This window comes from Hoeflea sp. 108 (assembly GCF_000372965.1).
In the GTDB taxonomy this organism is placed as follows: domain Bacteria; phylum Pseudomonadota; class Alphaproteobacteria; order Rhizobiales; family Rhizobiaceae; genus Aminobacter.
Genome location: NZ_KB890024.1, coordinates 1 through 15858, shown reverse-complemented (window position 1 = coordinate 15858; position 15858 = coordinate 1). Strand labels below are relative to the sequence as shown.

Genomic DNA, 15858 nt, shown 5'->3' with positions numbered 1-15858 from the left:
CACACGGCCGCTTGAAACCAGGCGGCATCCTCTCCGAAGATGGGCTTCAGGACCGGATGCCGGACAGCGAGACCGGGCGATGAACGAGACTTTCGGCTTCCAGGCGGTGGCGCACGACAATCTCGGCGAGGTCGTCTACGGCCAACTGTCGGAGGCGCTGATCAGAGGCCGCTTCGCTCCCGGTGCGCGGCTGACCATCCGCGATCTCGCCCAGTCACTGGGTACCAGCGTGACGCCGGTGCGCGACGCGATCCTCAGGCTGATCCAGGACGAGGCGCTGGTGCAGAAGTCGGCGCGCGAGGTGCGCGTGCCCGTGATGACGCTGGAGCGCTATCTCGAGATTCGCCAGATCAGGGTGAAGCTCGAAGGGCTCGGCGCGCGCGAGGCGGCGTTGAAGGCGACGCCCGATGATATCGCCAGGCTGCGCGACTTGATCGACCGGAACGAGCACGCCATCGCGATCGAGGACTGGAGCGGGGCGCTCGAACTGAATCAGACCTTCCATTTCGCACTGGCCGAGATCGCCGACATGGCCGTTTTGCGCGGCATCCTCGGTCGCCTGTGGCTGCAGATGGGGCCGCTGATCGCGGCGTCCTACGAACATGGCGGACGGACGATGATCGACCATCACCACGCGCTTCTGGCGGCGATCGAAGCGCGTGATGCCGACGGCGCCGAACGCGCCATTGTCGACGACATCAAGGGTGCGAGTTCGGTCATCATCGACCGCCTTGCCGCCCTCAAGCCGGCCGGAGACTGACATGGACACCGTCGATTGCATCGTTGCCGGCGCCGGCGTCATCGGCCTTGCGGTCGCCCGCGAACTTGCCAGCCGCGGCATGGAGACGATCATTGTCGAGGCGGCGGACGCCATCGGCACCGAGACCAGCTCGCGCAATTCCGAGGTCATCCATGCCGGCATCTATTATCCGGAAGGCAGCCTGAAGGCGAAGCTGTGCGTTGCCGGGCGCGACAGGCTCTATGCTTATGCCGCCGAGCGCAGCATCCCGCACAAGCGCTGCGGCAAGCTGATCGTGGCAACCCTGCCGGAACAGCAGGCGACGCTGGCAGGCATCATCGCCAAGGCAAAGGCCAACGGCGTCGACGACCTGGTGATGCTGAGCGCGTCCGAGACGATGGCGATGGAGCCGTCGCTCACCTGTCATGCCGCGGTGCATTCGCCATCGACCGGCATCATCGACAGCCATGCGTTGATGCTGGCCCTGCTCGGCGAGGCGGAAGATGGCGGCGCCTTCCTCAGCCTCAACACCGAGATCGTGTCGGGGCGGATCGACGGCGGCCTGTTCGTGCTGCAGACGCAGGATACATCGACCGGCGCTTCCTTCGAGATCGCTGCGCGGCATTTCGTCAATGCCGCGGGCCTAGGAGCCAACAAGCTGGCCGCATCGCTCGAAGGCCTCGACCCTACATTCGTGCCGTCGCTGCGTTATGCCCGCGGCAGCTATTTCTCCGTCACCGGCAAGCCGGCTTTTTCGCGGTTGATCTATCCCGTTCCTGAACCGGGCGGGCTCGGCGTGCACCTGACGCTAGACCTTAATGGCGGCATGCGCTTCGGCCCGGATGTCGAATGGATTGACGACAAGGACTACACGGTCGACCCGCGCCGCGCCGACCATTTCTATGGCGAAATCCGCAGATACTGGCCCGGTCTCGCCGATGGCGGGCTCAGCCCGACCTATAGCGGCATCCGGCCCAAGCTGTCGGGCCCCGGCGATCCGGCCGCCGACTTCGTCATTCAGGGACCGGAGACGCACGGTGTCTCCGGCCTGATCAACCTGTTTGGCATCGAAAGCCCCGGGCTGACCTCGTCGCTCGCCATCGCCGAACTTGTGGTCCAAAAGATTGGACCAACCTATATCTAGCGCGACCGATCCAAATCGCGTCTAGGCCAGCACGACGCAGGCCTCGACCCGCCACACCAGCTTCCGCCCATACCAGCAAGGACCGACCATGTATCCTGATGTAAACCTGTTCATCGACGGCAAGTGGACCCCTGCCGAAGGTGGCAAGACCATCGACATCTACAATCCCGCCACCAACGAGGTGATCGGCCGGGTCGCGTCCGCCGGCAAGGCCGATCTCGACCGCGCGCTGGCCGCCGCCGATCGCGGCTTCAAGCTGTGGCGCAAGGTTTCGGCCTATGAGCGCTCCAAGATCATGCGCCGCGCCGCCGACCTGATGCGCGAGCGCGCCGACACCATCGCTGAGGTCCTGTCGGTCGAGCAGGGCAAGCCCTTCGCCGAATCGAAGATGGAAGTGCTGTCGTCGGCCGACCTGATCGACTGGTTCGCCGAGGAAGGTCGCCGCACCTATGGCCGCGTCGTGCCCGCCCGCGCCGCCGGCATCACCCAGCTCGTCATCAAGGAGCCGGTCGGCCCGGTGGCGGCGTTCACACCGTGGAACTTCCCGGTTTCACAGGCGGTGCGCAAGATCGGCGCAGCCCTTGCCACCGGTTGCTCGATCATCGTCAAGCCGCCGGAAGAGACCCCCGGCTCTCCCGCCTTCCTCGGCGACATCTTCAAGGATGCCGGCCTGCCCGACGGCGTGCTCAACCTCGTCTACGGCAACCCGCCTGAGATTTCCGGCTACCTCGTGCCGCATCCCGTCATCCGCAAGGTGTCGTTCACCGGCTCGGTGCCTGTCGGCAAACATCTCGCGGCCCTCGCCGGTCAGCACATGAAGCGCGCCACGATGGAACTCGGCGGCCATGCGCCAGCGATGGTGTTCGACGACGCCGACATCGACCATGCGGCCGCGACGCTCGCCGGCTCGAAGTTCCGCAATGCCGGACAGGTCTGCGTGTCGCCGACGCGCTTCCTGATCCAGGAGGGCTCCTATGACCGCTTCCTCGGCAAGTTCGTCGAGCATGCCAAAGCGGTGAAGGTCGGCGACGGCCTTGCAGACGGCACCCGCATGGGCCCGCTGGTCAATGAGCGCCGCCTGGAAGCGGTCGAGAAGCTGATCAACGATGCCGTCAGCGACGGCGCCAGGATCGAGACCGGCGGCAAGCGCATCGGCAACAAGGGTTCCTATTTCGAGCCGACCGTACTGACCGGCCTGCGCCCCGACATGCGCATCATGAACGAGGAGCCGTTCGGCCCCGTCGCCCTGGTGATGCCGTTCAAGAGCTTCGACGACGTCGTTGCCGAGGCCAACCGCCTGCCCTTCGGGCTTGCGGCCTACGCTTTCGCCAAGTCGAGCAAGACGATCACCGACCTCAGCGCCGAGATCGAGACCGGCATGCTGACAGTCAACCATCTCGGCCTCGCTCTGCCTGAGGTGCCGTTCGGCGGCATCAAGGACAGCGGCTACGGCTCGGAAGGCGGCTCGGAGGCGCTTGAGGCCTATCTGATCACCAAGTTCGTGACCCAGGCCGGCGCCTGAGGTCGAGAAAAAACCCGGCGTCGCAAGCGACGCCGGGTTTTCTTCACGAGAGCGTTCCGCTTTTCTTCGAGTAGCGCAAACCCTCTATCTCTTTGTTTTTGCGCAATTCAGGACGGAAAACCGCTGCGCACTTTTCCTGGAATTGCTCTAAGCCTTCGGCCTTTTCGACTGCAGCACGTTGCGGATCGAGAAGCTTGAATGGATGCGCGCGAGCCCCGGCAGAGCCGACAGGATTTCCTTGTGCACGCGCTCGAAATCGCCAGCACTCTCGACCTCGACGCGCAGGAAATAGTCGGAATCGCCGGTCATCAGGTAGCACTCCTTGATTTCAGGGTGCCGCCGCACCGCCAACTCGAAGCGGTTGAAGTAATCCTCGGTCTGTCGCTCGAGCGTGATCTGCACCATGACGGCGATGCCCTCCTCGCTCGCGGCGTTGCCGAGCAGCGCGGTGTAGCCGCGGATCACGCCTTCCTGCTCCAGGATCTGCACCCGCCGCAGGCACGCCGACGGCGACAGCCCGACCTCGGCCGCCAGTTTGGCATTGCTGATACGCGCATTGGCCCTGAGGGCACGGATGATGCCACGGTCTATCGTGTCGAGCGAGGGCATCGCATTTCCTTCCAAACTGGCGACGAAAATTTCACGAACTGAACTCCGTTCGCACAAGCTTCGCCACATTGGCAAGATTTTCGCCGATCGTTGCGGTATCATTCTGGGGTTGGCGAGGACCTTTTCCCTGATGGATACGACCGTGCAGAACGATATCGAAAGCCGTGCCGCCTGCGGAGTGCTGACCATCGATCTTGCAGCGCTCGTTGCCAATTACGAAGAGCTGGTCCGCCGGGCCGCGCCGTCGCGCGCCGCCGCCGTGGTCAAGGCTGACGCCTACGGGCTCGGTGTCGCCCATGTCGCACCGGCGCTTTACAACGCCGGCTGCCGCGACTTCTTCGTCGCCCATTTCATCGAGGCGCTCCGCCTCAAGCCCTATCTCCGCAGCGACGCGCGCATCCTGGTGCTGAACGGCCTGCTGCCGGGCAGCGAGGATGATTGCGCAGCGCTCGGCATCGTGCCCGTGCTGAACTCGCTGGAGCAGGTGGCCAACTGGACGGCGACTGCCAGGGCGCTCGGCAAGACGCTGCCGGCAGTCATACAGGTCGACACCGGCATGTCGCGGCTCGGCCTCGAGCCACAGGAAGTCGACACCCTGCTGGCCGAACCGGAACGGCTTGATGGCGTCCATGTCGACATCATCATGAGCCACCTTGCCTGCGGCGACGAGCCCGAGCACGACGCCAATCCGCGCCAGCTTGGCCGCATGAAGGCCATCCGCAAGCGCTTTGGCGACGCCAAACTGTCGTTCGCCAACTCGGCCGGTATCTTCCTCGGCGAAGACTATCGCGGCGACCTGGCGCGCCCGGGCATAGCACTTTATGGCGGCGCGCCGCTGGACGGCCACGACAACCCGATGCATCAGGTGGTGCGGCTGGACATTCGCGTGGTCCAGACCCGCACCGTGCCCGAAGGGGCCGAGATCGGCTATGGCGCGAGCTTCGTTGCCAAGACCGAGATGCGGCTGGCCACCATCGTCGCCGGTTATGCCGACGGCCTGCCCCGCCATCTCAGCAATTCCGGTGCCGCCTATTTCGGCGGCGTGCGCCTGCCCATCGTCGGCCGCGTATCGATGGACAGCATCATCCTCGACGTGACCGCGCTCGAGCCAGGCGCGCTGAAGCTCGGCAGCATGGTCGAGCTGATCGGCCCGCACCAGTCGCTCGAGGCTATCGCGGCGGACGCCGGCACCATTTCCTACGAAATCCTGACCAGCCTGGGCCGGCGTTACGACCGCCGCTACCTGAGCCCGGCAGCGCGCTAACCACAGGGGCAATCATGCGCATAGTCATCCTCGGCGCCGGCGTCATCGGCGTCACCTCCGCCTACTATCTGGCCAAGGCCGGCCACAAGGTCACCGTGCTCGACCGCCAGTCGGGCCCGGCGCTGGAGACCAGCTTCGCCAATGCCGGCGAGATCTCGCCCGGCTATGCCTCGCCCTGGGCCGCCCCCGGCATTCCGCAGAAGGCGATCAAGTGGGTGTTCATGAAGCACGCCCCACTGATCATCCAGCCGATGCTCGACATCAAGACCTGGAGCTGGGTGACGTCGATGCTGCGCAACTGCACCTCGGCCCGCTATGCCCTGAACAAGAGCCGCATGGTGCGCCTTGCCGAATACAGCCGCGACCAGCTGATCAATCTGCGCGACGACACCGGTATCGAATACGACCACCGCACGCAGGGCACGCTGCAGCTGTTCCGCTACCAGAAGCAGCTCGACGGCATGGCCAAGGACATCGAGGTGCTGAAGAGCGACGGCGTGCCCTATGAAGTGCTCGACCCCTCGGGCTGCATCGCGGCAGAACCAGGCCTTGCTCCGGTGCGCGAGAAGATCGCCGGCGGCCTGCGCCTGCCCAATGACGAGACCGGCGACTGCTTCAAGTTCACCAACGAGCTGGCGAAGCTTGCCGAAGGCCTCGGCGTCGAGTTCCGCTACAATGTGAAGCTGGAAGGCCTGCGCCAGGAAGGCAACCGCATCGTTGCCGTGCGCACGTCGGCCGGCGAATTCGAGGCCGACACTTTCGTCGGCGCGCTCGGCAGCTTCACACCTGCCTTGGTCAAGCCGCTCGGTCTCAAGGTTCCGGTCTATCCGGTCAAGGGCTATTCGATCACGGTTCCGATCGTCGACGAGAGCAAGGCGCCGGTGTCGACCATCATGGACGATACCTACAAGATCGCCATCACGCGCCTGGGTGACCGCATCCGTGTCGGCGGCATGGCCGAGATCGCCGGCTTCAACACCGATCTGTCGCCATCGCGCAAGGCGACGCTGCAGTTCTCGGTCGAGGACCTGTTCGGCGGCGCCGCCGACCAGAGCCGCGCCAGCTTCTGGAGTGGCCTCCGCCCGATGACACCAGACGGCACGCCGGTCATCGGACGCGCCAAGTTCGACAATTTCTACCTCAACACCGGCCACGGCACGCTGGGATGGACCATGGCCTGCGGCTCGGGCCGCGTGCTGGCCGACATGATCGGCGGCGTCCGCCCCGAGATCGACGTGGCCGACCTGTCGCTTTCGCGCTACGCATAAACCTGTCGTAGAGAGGTGACCCTAAAGGCGTCGGAGCTTCCGCTCCGGCGCCTTTTTCGTAGCTGCCAGGACGATTGTGCCGACTAGAAACCCGCCGTCGACTTCTCGACCAGCTTGAGCTTGCCCTTGTCGATGCGGAAGAACGGCATGGCGCGTTCGCCGGCGCCATCCTCGCGAAAACGGAACACGCCGGTCGAGCCCCGGAAGCCGGTCGGGCTCTCGATCACCTTCTTGGTGAAACCTTTGGGCCCGAGCGCGCTCGCGATGCCGGCGGCCAGCGCCACCGTGTCGTAGCCATAAGCGACGTTGACGTCGGGCTCGTAATTGTAGGTCTTGCGGAAGCGCTCGGCGATCGGGCCGATCTCGTTGCTGTCGAGGGTCGCGATATAGGCGCCCTGCAGCGTCGGGTCGTCGAGGCCATGCTCGATCCAGCGGTTGGAGCCGACCAGCGTGATACCCTTGCCGAGCAGGCCCCTGGCCCTGAGCGCTGCGACCAGCGGCGCCGGATTGGCGCTGCCTGACGCAATGACGATGCCCTGGGGGTCGCTGACCAGTGCGGTCATGTCGGCAACCGCCTTCTCAGACCCGCCCGTGGACGGACCGTAAGGCAGCGCCACGGCCAGTGACGCGCCATAGATCGACAGGCTGTTGGCGACACGCTTCTCGGTCGCCTTGCCGGCTTCGCCCTCGGCCATGAACAGCACGAATTTGCGCGCGCCCTTGGCTGCGATAGCGGCAGCACCGGCAGCAGCACTATCGGCCTCGTTCAACCTGACGGAGTAGACGCCCGGCGCGCCGGTGTAGTTTTCGGCGAGCGCCAGCACCAGCGGCCGGTTGGTGCCCGATATCCCGGCCAGCTGGCGTACGGCGCCCGGTTCGGTTGGGCCGATGACAAGCTTGGCACCCGATGCCAGCGCGCCTGTCGCCAGCGAACGGGCGCGGCCGTCGTCGCCGGCGGTGTCCTCGACGTTGAGGGTGATGAGGTCGTTGCCGAGATCGGCCATGGCGAGCACTGCGGCATCGCGCATCTTGCGGCCGCCATCACCGGCAGTGCCCGGAGCCGACAGCGGCAGCAGCATCGACACCTTGACCGGGCCCTTGCCCAGCGTCTCGGCCGATCTGGACGGCCCGGCCTTTGCAGGAGCTGTCGGCGCAGCATCTTGCACTGCTGCTCCATCCCCTGCCAGGCCCAGCACCTCATCGTTGCCCGACTGGCAGGCCGACAAGGCGAGCATCAACGCCACCAGAACGGCGCGAGGCAGGCGGGAGCGCGACGGGCGCTTCGAAGATCCTGAATGCCCGCTCATCAGATTGCCATTCCGGACAGAAAAAACAGTGACAGGCCTGACCCAAGCAGGCGGTACCGCCTTGCAGGAGGGGTCATGCGCGCGTCCCGCAGCGGAGGACAGGCCGTGCCGAGAGCCGGCACGGCTGAAACTCAATGCATGTACTCGACCATGCGGCTGTGGAAGCACTCGCACTTGTTGAGATAATCTTCGTCGCGATAGTTGTTCTTGAGGTAGCCATAGGCCTTGCCGCAGGCGACCTTGGCTTCCGAGGCCCAGAGGAAGACCGGCCGCTTGGAATCGATCCACTGCGAGCTGTTGGCGGCATCCACCGCCTCGTCCATCAGACGCACGACTTCGGTCCTGAGCTCGCCGACATTCTCGTTGAGCGCCAGATTGGACGTGCCGGCGACACGGCAATAGTCCGCCGTCGGCACGCCGACGAGATCGGCAGCCACGGCCTGGCCGGCAAACGCAGCCATGCAAAGGCCGACAATTGCCGACCGCTTCTTCCAGTTGAAAGCCATCAGAAGTCCCTCTCCTCACCGGCATGCGGCTGCCGGCCGCCGCCATCCAAATGGTCGCCCGCAACGTCCGGGCGCATGCAACTCAAATCAGACCGTGGCCCGAAGTGTCGTCTTCCTCGAAAAAGATGCTGAACGGCAGCACGTTGGCCGAGTTGTCGGCAAAGGTGTCCGCCATCGGCGACAGGCCCGTCTCGACAACCCCGAACGGCGAAAGCTGCTCGGGGCCGTGATCGAACAAATGCGGGATCAGATCAGACATTTCGATGATGTCGCCGAACAGCGCGTCCGACAATATCTCGCCCAGCGCCACCTGCTCGATCACCGGCAGCGGCGCCGGGGCGAGCACAGGCAGGTTTTCGAATAGCTGCTCCACCTGCAAGGCACCGCTATCAACCATCGGGACGAGAGGCAGTGCGTCCGCCTCCCGGTCCTCAGCGTCCGGCTGCTCACCCGTCATCTAAACTCTGTCAGTCCTGTTTCAAACGTCCCCTTCCATACTCATACATTATCGGAATGCTTGTTGCCCGCATTATCTTCGAACAACACCTTGATCGTATCGCTGACGGCGCTGTTGTAGGTGAAGTCCTTGAGCACAGCGACCTGCTGGTAGTTGTCGCCATTGCCATTGACGTCGACACTGACGATCGAATCCAGCCCACTCTGCTCAATCTTCACATAGCCACTGGTCTCAAGGTTCGTGCCTGAAGAAATGTTCTTCAGCAGTTCGCTGAGGTCGAGCACATCACCCTGGCTCGGATTGAAGTCGGTGATGATGTCATCGATCGAGCCACTGATCGCATCGGCGCTGATGACGAAGGTGTCGGCGCCCTCGCCACCCGTCATGGTGTCGGATCCGGTGCCACCATTGAGATAGTCATCGCCGGTACCACCATAGAGCGTGTCGTTGCCGCCTTCGCCGAACAGGAAGTCGTCGCCTCCCATTCCTATGAGCACGTTTGCCGAACTGTTGCCGGCAAGGTAATCGCCGGCCGAGCCGCCGGTCAGATTTTCGATGCTGGTCAGGTCGTCGCCATACGCATCACCGCCGACCTGGCCATGGGTTGGCGTCGAGCTCGACGTATCGGTCGTTGCATTGCCGCTGTCGTCCAGATTGATCCGGACCGACACCGTGCTGTCAATATACGAGGCCGTGTCGTTCCCGGCTCCACCATTCAGCTGATCGTTTCCGGCACCACCGACAAGAATGTCATCGCCGTTACCTCCGTTGAGAATGTCGTTGCCGCCATTGCCAATCAGGATGTCTGCGCCGTCATTGCCATTCAGCGTATCGATACCGGCTGTTCCAATGAGAATGTCGTTGCCGCCGGTACCATCGATCGCACCGCTGGTGTCGCGGCTGATATCCACCTCGACGCTGCTGCTGGTGAGCGAACCATCGCTGGCTCGGTAGTAGAAGTATCCGCCAACACTGCTTCCGGTATCAGTGAACGTGACCGATGAAGCACCGGCGACTACCGTTCCGCTGCTGACCGACGAAATGCTCGTGACAAGAAGCTGCTCGTTGTCCGGATCCGAGTCGTTGTACAGCAACGCCCAGTGCGGAATGACGAAAGTTGTGTCACGCGCCACAATATTGTCGCCGGTGGCCGTGGGTGCATCGTTGACCGCAGCCACGTTGATCGTTGCGGTTGCCACCGCCGTATCGGCCCCGCCCAGCGCCGTGCCGTCACCATCAACCAGCGTGAACGAAACAGTACGTGGAGACGTGCTCGGGTTGTCGGAAGAGTTCGCAAACGCGATGCTCTCGATGACTCGCTCGATGGCGGCCGGCGTGGCGTTGTTGCTGTTGAAGGTAATCACCAGCGGCAGGCCGTTTGTACCTCCGGAGATGGTGCCGATTTCGCTGCTCTGACCATTTCCGCCGTAGCGGAGGCTATTGCCACTAACGACGATGCGGGTCGAGCCCGAGCCATTCGCAAGGACACTCAGCAGATCGGCGGCCGTGCCATTCGCCGTAAACGCAACAGTCAACGAACCACCATTGAAGTTGGCCGAGTCGACGTCGCTCACCGTGACGGAACTGTCGATGATCGTGGGGGACGCATTTTCGGTATAGTTCAGTGTTCCACCCATTCCGCCGATGACCGGCGCGTCATTCACCGCGTTCACGGAGATGTTCGCCGTATCGGTAGCCGTCGAGAACGCCGACCAGCCACCATTGACGGCGGTGCTGACCTTGGTTCCTTCCAGGCCGTCCGTGCCATCCCAGGCCCGGAACGTCACGGCGTTCGAGACCGTGCCGTTGTAGTCGGCATTCGGCTGGAAGTAGAGCCGGCCGGTTGCCGACGACAGCAGCAACGCATTGGTGTTCGAAACCGATCCAACCAGCGACCAGTTCGCGCCGCCATCGGTGGAGAACCACCACTGACCGTTGGACGTATTGAGCCCCGTCACGGCGACGCCAGCCGTGGCTCCTGCGTCGGGATCCGTGATGTTGTTCAGGCCGCCACCGCCGGTCAGATCGGCGATACCAGAAATCGCGGTGCCGACGGCGCCGACTGGTACACCTGCATCCTCATTGACTGCCGCCATGGTCGGCGTCAGCGCGGCGTTCAAGATCGGCGCATCGTTGTCCGGAACCACTGTGACAGTGACGTCGACCGAATCTTGCTTCGCTCCACCGACGGTGCCGGTGTTGCCACCGTCATCGAAGGTGATCTTGACGATACGCTCTCCGGCAACAGCGGCTGAAGATGCTGATGAGAACGACAGGTTCTGCAGGATCGTTTCCGAACGCGGGTCGGTCGCGTTGCTGTTGAGCGTGATCGTCATGTTGCTGGTGCCATAGCCGGAAATCGTGCCGACCACGACGCCGCTCACGAGCACGTTGCTGCCCGACACCGACACCGGGCCACCGGCGAAGAACGTCAAGCCATCGCCGGCAACCATGCCCGACGTGATCTGGGCAGTTATCTTGCCACCGCTGAAATTGGCGGGGTTGTCGCCATCCGTGATGCTGCCCGTGGCGAGCAGCTTCACAGCCGCAGTGCCCGCGTCATACGAGATATCGGTCGGGCTGTTGGGCTGCAGGTCCGGCGCCAGATTGACGTCGGTCACGGTCTTGCTGAGGTTGATCTTCAGTTCAGCGGACGTCCTGTCGCCGTCGGCGTCCTGGGCCGTGTAGGTGAACGTCTCGACGGCATTGGCCGGGATGGACGCGCCGTCACCGGTCAAGGTGTAGACATAGCTGCCATTGGCCTGGAGAACCAGCTTGCCATACAGGCCGTTGACCACGAAGCCGCCGGCCGGGTCGTTGTCGGCACCCACACCCTGCAGACCCACGATCTTGAGACCACCATCGGCGCCTGCATGATCGTTCTGGAGCACGTTGCCGCTTGAACTCAGCGACGTGCCGTCGGCAGAGACAAAGCTGACCGCCAGCTTGAACGGATTGTCCGCACCTTCGTTGGTGTAGACCTTGTTCACGACATTGCCGGAGCCGTCGATGAAGCCCTTGACGTCGAGTGTATAGGCCTGGCCTCCGATGTTGACCGTCGTTGTTTGCGTGGTGATCTCGACAATATCGCGGCTCGCCGCCGCATCGCTGCTGTTCGGTGTCTCGGTATGTTTGAAGTTGATCTTGATCGGACCGACCAGCGTCGGAACGCCATTGACCACAGCGGTGAAGGTTACCTCAAGCGTGGCCGTCGACAGCGAGCTGCCGGTAATCGGCTGATTGAAATGGGTGAAAGTACCCAGATTAAACTGCTGGTTGGTCTGGAGATTGGCGAGCTGGCCAGCAGCGGTATCGGTGAAACCATAGCCCGACTGGGAGCCGCCTCCCCAACGGATCTGATCGATAGCGCCATCATTGTCGCTGTCGGACGATGTCACGCTGCCGCTGCCGTCAAGCACGACATTGGTCCACTTGGCGACAACATTTTCAACGCCCAGCTGGTCGATGACGACGTTGAGCGAACCGGTATCGCCGACTGCGACCGGGGTGTCGTCGTCGATGGTGACGGTGAAGCCGGTCGTGGCGGTGCTGCCGTCGCCGTCCTTGACGGTTGCCGTAATCGAGATCGACAGATCGTCCTCGAAGGCCGTCTCGGTCACGCCGGAGGTCGACGGATTGTCCGTACCTGGGTGCTTGACCGGCTGCACCAGCTCGACATTGTAAGACGCGCTGTTGGCCGAATTCGCCAATGTGCCGATCGCCGAGAGGCTGACCTTGAACACGACGTCGGACTGGTTGGAACCGCCGTAGCCGATCAGGACCTTGTTGGCCGCATCCCAGAACGTGTTGATCGCGGTGCCGTCGAGCTTGGTGAAGCCAACAGCTGCGGCCGACAGCGAGACCGAAACGCCCGAACCGCCATCCGCGCCCAGCGTGTAGCTGATCGTGCCGCTCGGAACCGGCGAAGCCAGATCGCCAGGGCCGCCGGCATTGCCGTTGGCGCCAGCGATGTCGTCCTCATCAACCGAGGCATTGGTCGCCGCCACATTTGTCACGCCGGTATCGGTCACGCCGAACGTCACCTGCTTGGTGACCGCATCGCCGTCCTTGTCGGTGACCGTGTAGCTGAACGTTTCCGTCTTTCCGCCCGGTCCGACATTGGCAGCCGGCGTGTAGATCAGCTTGCCGGCCTCGTTGATCGAAAGAGTGCCGGTCGTGCCGCCGGTATTGCTGAACACGATGCTTCCAAGACCATCAGCGCCTGGCTTGATCCCAAGCACAGCAGTTGCAACGCCAAGATCCTGCGGCCCGGCACCTTCGACATAGCTGCCGCCGGTGTAGTCGTTCGCGACAGGCGTATCGTCGTTTACGCTGATCTTCAGCGTACCGTTGATCGTGTCGCCGTCGCCGTCCTTGACCTGGTAAGTCAGGTCGAACGCCTGGTCGTTTTCGTTGCCGCCGATTGCATGCGCGATCGGCGCGTTCTGCGTGACTTCGTAGGCGCCGGTGGCGCTGTTCAACGTCACCGTGAGGACCTTGGTGGCGCCCTGCCAGACTTCGAGCGACGTGCCATTGAGCCTGTATTCGAAGCCCGCCGGCGCCGGGTTGCCCGTGGTCAGCCAGGTGATGGAACCGGCCCCGTCGGCACCGAACGAATGTCCCAGCGTGCCGGACGCATTGACCTTGTCGGGCTGGTCGCCCGTTCCGCCAGGATTGCCGTTGGCCAAGGCGTCGTCGTCGAGCAGCACAGTCTCGTTGGCCGAAACACTCGGGCCGTCGTCCTTGAAGTAGATGTTGTTGTTGAGGTTGATCGATGCCGAACGGCTGTCGCCGTCCCGATCGGTGATCGTCGCAGTGAGCTGCAGCAGGTTTTCGCTCAGGAACGGCCGCGCGTCGTTGGGATCGGTGGTTACAGGATGCTCGATCGCCCGGATCTGGTCCACCGTCAAATAGCCGTCGGCATCGACAGAGATCGTGAAGACGATCGCACCACCCTCGCCGGCGCGGCCGACGACCTGGCCGTCCTCCATGCTCAGCACCACGGATTTGCCCGTGGCGATATCGACAAGGTAGGTGGCCGGTCCGGTGAAGCTCAGCGCGTAGCTGATTGAGCCGGCGCCGTCCGCTCCGTAAGAAGACGTGAAGGCCGAGGCAAACGAGACCCTTGCATCCACGTTGAAATTGGTCTCGTCGACGATCACTTCGCGCAGATCATTGGATGCGGTAATCGTGGGCGTGTCATCATTGACGCTGATCGTAACGCTGCCGCCCGAGGCCACGTCGCCGTCACCGTCGCGAACGTCATAACGGATGGTGAAGTCGACATTCTCCTCGGTCGTGCCCGATGTCGGGTGCATGACCGGCTTCAGCTGCTCGACGACGTAGGAGCCGGAGGTCTGGTCGGCCAGCGTCACCTTGACGACGGCGACGTTGGAACCACCCTGGTTCTGCATGATGGTGAGGCTCAGCTTGTCTTCGCTGAGCACATAGCTGAAGCCGCCCGATACCGGCAGCGTGACGCCGCTGAGAAGAAGCGAACCTGCGCCATCGGCGCCATAGTTGTGACTGAGTACGCCCGTGGTGGCTGCGGCCGGCGTGCCGTTGTAGTCGCCGTCCCCGCCGGGGTTCGGCGACGCGTTGGTCGCGTTCGCCGTCTCGTCATCCAGGTAGACGGTATTGTTCGACCCAGCGGTAGGCACGTCGTCCTTGACGGTCACGCTGACCGTGCCGGTCGCCGTGTCGCCGTCGGCGTCGGTGGCAACCACCTTGATGCCGCCGATGCTGACATCGCCCGACTGGCCATTGGCGTGCGGGAAGTTGTCGGTCAGCGTCACCTTGACGCCGACGGTCCCCTGCGCGTTGGCCGCGATCGTGCTGCCGTATACCGCCACGATGATAGCGACAGCGCCACCGATCATGCCGACCAACTGGCCATCACCATCGATCGACCAGGTAACGGCAACCGGATTGTTTGCCTCGTCGGTCACCGTGATCGTGTTGGCAACCAATGCCGGATTGGCAAAGGCGAAGCTCACCAGCGCATCCGATCCGGCCTGGAAGGTCAGCGTGCCGCTGTTGGTCTCACCGGTTCCGCCCGGGTTCGTGCCGTTGACGGCGCCTGCGGCCAGATCGTTCGGATTCTTGATCAGGTCGAGATCGGATTCCTTCACCTCCAGCGAAAGCCCTTCGCCCACCAGCGACGGTCCGGCACCGTCGGTGATCGTGATCGGCTGCGCCGCGCTTGAGGTGTCGCCGTCGCCGTCGGTGATGACATAGGTGAAACCGGCGCTCACGCCTTCGGCGTTGTTCAGGCTGGCAACCGGCGTGAACGTCCAGGCGCCATTCGACTGGAACGTATAGGTACCGTTCGACGTCGTGACCGTGGTCGTGCCTTCGGCGGCGACCGCATGTTCATTGCCGCCGATGGTCACCGACGTCACCTTGGCACCATCGGCGCCGGGCGTGTCATTGTCCATCACGTTGCCGCCGATCGCGGCGGCGCCCTCGACAACCGAGACAGCCGTGTCTGCGACTGCAAGAGGCACGTCGTCGGACACGCCGACATTGACGGTGCCTTCAGCGGTGTCGCCGTCGGTGTCGGTGGCGATCACCTTGACCGAGCCGAGGTCGGCGAGGTCATCGCCGCTGCCGCTGTGGCGGTAATTGTCGTTCAGCGTCACCGTCACTTCGGCCGTGTTGCCGTCGCGAACCAGCGTCAGCGTCACCACTGCCGTCCCGCCGCTATCGCGGCCGACGATCTCGGTGTCGGACACACGCGTCCATGTCAGGCCGCCGTCGAGACCGGTTGTGTCGCCGAACGCCATCGAGGCGATCGCATCCGAGCCGGGCGTGAAGACAATCGAGCCGGTAACTGGGGTCGAATCGGGCGTCGAGCCGTCGGTCAGGTTCTGGTCGTCAACGGTCAGCGTGATGGTGCCGCCATCCGCAACCGTCGGACCGTCGCCATCGGTGATCGTAATCGGCTGCGCTGCGGTCGAGGTGTCGCCGTCGCCATCGGTGATGACATAGCTGAAGCCGGCGCTGACGCCTTCGGCATTGTACAGGCTCGCAACCGGCGTGA

Annotated in this window: 10 protein-coding genes; 5 read left to right on the top strand and 5 right to left on the bottom strand. The window is 63.6% G+C overall.

What is annotated here, in order from left to right; translation table 11 throughout:
• Nucleotides 1-79 precede the first annotated feature (79 nt).
• The 3 genes from B015_RS0100050 (at nucleotide 80) to B015_RS0100040 (ending at nucleotide 3405) form a co-directional block, all read left to right on the top strand.
• Nucleotides 80-760 (top strand): GntR family transcriptional regulator, encoded by a 681-nt coding sequence (locus B015_RS0100050; protein ID WP_018425589.1) that lies wholly within the window; start codon nucleotides 80-82, stop codon nucleotides 758-760.
• 1 nt (nucleotide 761) lies between these two features.
• Entirely contained in the window at nucleotides 762-1883 is a 1122-nt protein-coding gene (locus B015_RS0100045; protein WP_018425588.1) for an NAD(P)/FAD-dependent oxidoreductase, read from the top strand.
• Nucleotides 1884-1971: 88 nt separating this feature from the next.
• A complete protein-coding gene (locus tag B015_RS0100040; RefSeq protein ID WP_018425587.1) occupies nucleotides 1972-3405 on the top strand; it encodes an NAD-dependent succinate-semialdehyde dehydrogenase in 1434 nt (477 codons plus the stop codon).
• Between the two features lie 147 nt (nucleotides 3406-3552).
• Here B015_RS0100040 and B015_RS0100035 read toward each other — a convergent pair whose 3' ends face one another.
• On the bottom strand, nucleotides 3553-4014 hold the full coding sequence (locus B015_RS0100035; RefSeq protein ID WP_018425586.1) for an Lrp/AsnC family transcriptional regulator: 462 nt from the start codon (nucleotides 4012-4014) through the stop codon (nucleotides 3553-3555).
• Between the two features lie 130 nt (nucleotides 4015-4144).
• Here B015_RS0100035 and alr point away from each other — a divergent pair, with 130 nt between their 5' ends.
• Both alr and B015_RS0100025 read left to right on the top strand, forming a co-directional pair.
• A complete protein-coding gene (gene alr, locus B015_RS0100030; RefSeq protein ID WP_018425585.1) occupies nucleotides 4145-5278 on the top strand; it encodes an alanine racemase in 1134 nt (377 codons plus the stop codon).
• Nucleotides 5279-5292: 14 nt separating this feature from the next.
• Nucleotides 5293-6546 (top strand): D-amino acid dehydrogenase, encoded by a 1254-nt coding sequence (locus B015_RS0100025; protein WP_018425584.1) that lies wholly within the window; start codon nucleotides 5293-5295, stop codon nucleotides 6544-6546.
• A gap of 83 nt (nucleotides 6547-6629) precedes the next feature.
• On the opposite strand, the gene B015_RS0100020 is transcribed toward B015_RS0100025, so the two are convergent.
• The 4 genes from B015_RS0100020 to B015_RS0100005 all read right to left on the bottom strand — a co-directional run.
• A complete protein-coding gene (locus B015_RS0100020; RefSeq protein ID WP_018425583.1) occupies nucleotides 6630-7853 on the bottom strand; it encodes a penicillin-binding protein activator in 1224 nt (407 codons plus the stop codon).
• A 131-nt stretch (nucleotides 7854-7984) separates the two neighbouring features.
• Nucleotides 7985-8314, bottom strand: coding sequence for a hypothetical protein (locus B015_RS0100015; RefSeq protein WP_051091927.1), 330 nt, complete (start codon nucleotides 8312-8314; stop codon nucleotides 7985-7987).
• 127 nt (nucleotides 8315-8441) lie between these two features.
• Nucleotides 8442-8816, bottom strand: a complete 375-nt coding sequence (locus B015_RS0100010) for a hypothetical protein (RefSeq protein ID WP_018425581.1) — start codon at nucleotides 8814-8816, stop codon at nucleotides 8442-8444.
• 41 nt (nucleotides 8817-8857) lie between these two features.
• Nucleotides 8858-15858: DUF5801 repeats-in-toxin domain-containing protein (locus B015_RS0100005; protein ID WP_018425580.1), on the bottom strand; the 7001-nt coding region annotated here is incomplete at its 5' end.

What these genes read in the sequence shown, in the direction of transcription:
- B015_RS0100050 (WP_018425589.1), top strand. Translation starts at nt 80, where the DNA reads ATGAACGAGACTTTCGGCTTCCAGGCGGTGGCGCACGACAATCTCGGC.
- B015_RS0100045 (WP_018425588.1), top strand. Translation starts at nt 762, where the DNA reads ATGGACACCGTCGATTGCATCGTTGCCGGCGCCGGCGTCATCGGCCTT.
- B015_RS0100040 (WP_018425587.1), top strand. Translation starts at nt 1,972, where the DNA reads ATGTATCCTGATGTAAACCTGTTCATCGACGGCAAGTGGACCCCTGCC.
- B015_RS0100035 (WP_018425586.1), bottom strand. Translation starts at nt 4,014, where the DNA reads ATGCCCTCGCTCGACACGATAGACCGTGGCATCATCCGTGCCCTCAGG.
- alr (WP_018425585.1), top strand. Translation starts at nt 4,145, where the DNA reads ATGGATACGACCGTGCAGAACGATATCGAAAGCCGTGCCGCCTGCGGA.
- B015_RS0100025 (WP_018425584.1), top strand. Translation starts at nt 5,293, where the DNA reads ATGCGCATAGTCATCCTCGGCGCCGGCGTCATCGGCGTCACCTCCGCC.
- B015_RS0100020 (WP_018425583.1), bottom strand. Translation starts at nt 7,853, where the DNA reads ATGAGCGGGCATTCAGGATCTTCGAAGCGCCCGTCGCGCTCCCGCCTG.
- B015_RS0100015 (WP_051091927.1), bottom strand. Translation starts at nt 8,314, where the DNA reads ATGGCTGCGTTTGCCGGCCAGGCCGTGGCTGCCGATCTCGTCGGCGTG.
- B015_RS0100010 (WP_018425581.1), bottom strand. Translation starts at nt 8,816, where the DNA reads ATGACGGGTGAGCAGCCGGACGCTGAGGACCGGGAGGCGGACGCACTG.